At 71.5% G+C, this 2,423-nt stretch carries 2 protein-coding genes; one reads left to right on the top strand and one right to left on the bottom strand.

Features of this window, described 5'->3' with window-relative positions:
• The coding region (locus tag VN520_RS01920; protein ID WP_325745062.1) for a GNAT family N-acetyltransferase at positions 1 to 1,762 on the bottom strand (1,762 nt) is incomplete at its 3' end.
• A 164-nt stretch (positions 1,763 to 1,926) separates the two neighbouring features.
• Between VN520_RS01920 and VN520_RS01915 the strand changes: the two genes are divergently transcribed.
• On the top strand, positions 1,927 to 2,208 hold the full coding sequence (locus VN520_RS01915; protein ID WP_325745061.1) for an HPr family phosphocarrier protein: 282 nt from the start codon (positions 1,927 to 1,929) through the stop codon (positions 2,206 to 2,208).
• The last annotated feature ends 215 nt before the right edge of the window (positions 2,209 to 2,423 follow it).

The raw sequence follows: 2,423 nt of genomic DNA, 5'->3' as shown, positions 1-2,423 counted from the left end.
GCACCTCGCCGTCACCGGTCTCCGCCTCGCCGTTCTCCCCCACCCAGGGGATCGCGGTCACGATCACGGCGTCGCACGTCCGGTCGGCGAGCGCCTCGGCCAGCGCGTCCCGGAAGTCCTGCGGGCTCGCCTCCGTGGTGAGGTCGCGGGGCGGGCGCGGACGCAGCCCTTCCGCCAGGCAGGCGTCGTAGGTGAGGAGGCCGAGCGACTCCGAGTTGCCCAGGATCGCGACCCGGGGGCCGTCCGGCAGCGGCTGACCGGCGAGGAGCAGGCCGACGTCGACCATCTCCGTCACCGTGTCGACCCGGATCACGCCCGCCTGCCGCATCAGCGCGGAGACCGTCGCGTCGGGGATACGGCTGACCGGTACGGCGTGGCCCGGCGGATTGGTCCCGCTGTGCCGGGCGCCCTTCACCACGACCACGGGCTTCACGGCGGCCGTGCGGCGGGCGAGCCGGGTGAACTTGCGGGGGTTGCCGAGTGATTCGAGGTACAGCAGGGCGACGTCGGTGCCCTGGTCCTCGAACCAGTACTGCAGGGAGTCGTTGCCGGAGACATCGGCGCGGTTGCCCGCGGAGATGAAGGCCGACAGCCCGGCGCCCCTGCGGTGCAGACCGGACAGGAGGGCGATGCCGATGGCACCGGACTGGGTGAAGAGCCCGATGCGCCCGCTCCCGGGCGACTCCGGGGCGAGGGAGGCGTTGAGACGGACCGCGTCGGAGGTGTTGATGATGCCGAAGGCGTTCGGCCCGATGATCCGCATGCCGTACGAGCGCGCCTGCCGCACCAGTTCCCGCTGCCGCTCCCGGCCCTCGGCCCCGCGCTCGGCGTAGCCGGCGGACAGGACGACGAGGCCCTGGACCCCGTGCTCCCCACAGTCGGCGACGACCTCGGGCACCCGGTCGGCGGGAACGGCGACGACCGCGAGATCGACCTGTTCACCGATTCCGCCCACGGAGCGGTGCGCGGGCACCCCGTCGACGGCGTCCAGGCCGGCCGCGAAAGACGTGTTCACCGCGTACGTGCGTCCGGTGAAGCCCGAGCCGAGGAGATTGCGCAGCACCGTCCGGCCCACGCCGCCGGGCGCGCGGCCGGCACCGATGACCGCGACGGACCCCGGGGCCAGCAGGCGCTGCACGGAGCGCGCTTCGGCACGCTGCTCACGGGCGCGCTGGACGGCGAGGGACTCGGCCGTGGGTTCCAGGTCGAGGGTGAGGTGGACGGAACCGTCCTCGAAGCTGCGCTGCTGGGTGAACCCGGCGTCCCGGAACACCTTGATCATCTTGTTGTTGGCGGGCAGCACCTCGGCGGCGAAGCGGCGGATGCCCCGCTCCCTGGCCACCGCCGCGATGTGCTCGAGAAGGGCCGAGGCCACGCCACGGCCCTGGTGCGCGTCCTGGACGAGGAAGGCGACCTCGGCCTCGTCCGCGGGCGCGGAGGCGGGCCGGCCCTGTTCGTCGATCCGGTCGAAGCGGACGGTCGCGATGAACTCACCGCCGATCGTGACGGCGAGCCCCACCCGGTCGACGTAGTCGTGATGGGTGAAGCGGTGCACGTCCCGGGCGGACAGGCGCGGATAGGGCGCGAAGAAGCGGTAGTACTTCGACTCGTCGGACACCTGCTCGTAGAAGCTGACCAGCCGCTCGGCGTCGTCCGTGGTGATGGGCCTGATGCGCGCGGTGCCACCGTCGCGGAGCACCACGTCCGCCTCCCAGTGGTCGGGGTACGCGTGATGCGGACTCTGCTCCGGAGTGGGCTCCATGGGCAAAGCCTACGGCTCGGCGCACCGGTCGCGGCGGGTCGGCGGCAGGGGCACGCTGAGGAAGCCTGCGGGCGGTGCGTGGTGGGCGGCGGTGCCGGGCACAGCAGTACGCACCGCATGAGAGACTGGTCTAGACAACCCATTGATACGTGAAGGGCAGAACCATGGCTGAGCGCCGCGTCAACGTCGGTTGGGCCGAGGGCCTGCACGCCCGCCCCGCTTCCATCTTCGTCCGTGCCGCCACGGCCTCCGGCGTCCCCGTGACGATCGCCAAGGCGGACGGCGACCCGGTGAACGCCGCCTCCATGCTCGCGGTGCTCGGCCTGGGCGCCCAGGGTGGCGAGGAGATCGTGCTCGCGTCCGGGGCGGACAACGCCGAGGCCGCCCTGGACCGTCTGGCGAAGCTGGTCGCCGAAGGGCTCGAGGAGCTTCCGGAGACCGTCTGATCCCGGCCGCTTCGAGCCGGAATCAATTCCGCGGAAAAGCCGCGGCGCCCCACCGGGCGCCGCGGCTTTTCCGTTTCCCCGCTTCCCGCATCGGCAGAGATCCGGAAAACACGAATCAGGGCAGCAGGAAGAACGCCTTCCGATAAACGCCCTCTTTGTATACGGCCCTCTCGTTAATGGCGCGCTCCCGCGATGTTTACGGAATGTTGCGAAGT

The sequence above is a fragment of the Streptomyces sp. genome (genome assembly GCF_035563135.1).
Classification (GTDB): domain Bacteria; phylum Actinomycetota; class Actinomycetes; order Streptomycetales; family Streptomycetaceae; genus Streptomyces.
Note: the sequence above shows the minus strand (reverse complement) of the source record. Positions and strands in the feature narration are given on the sequence as shown.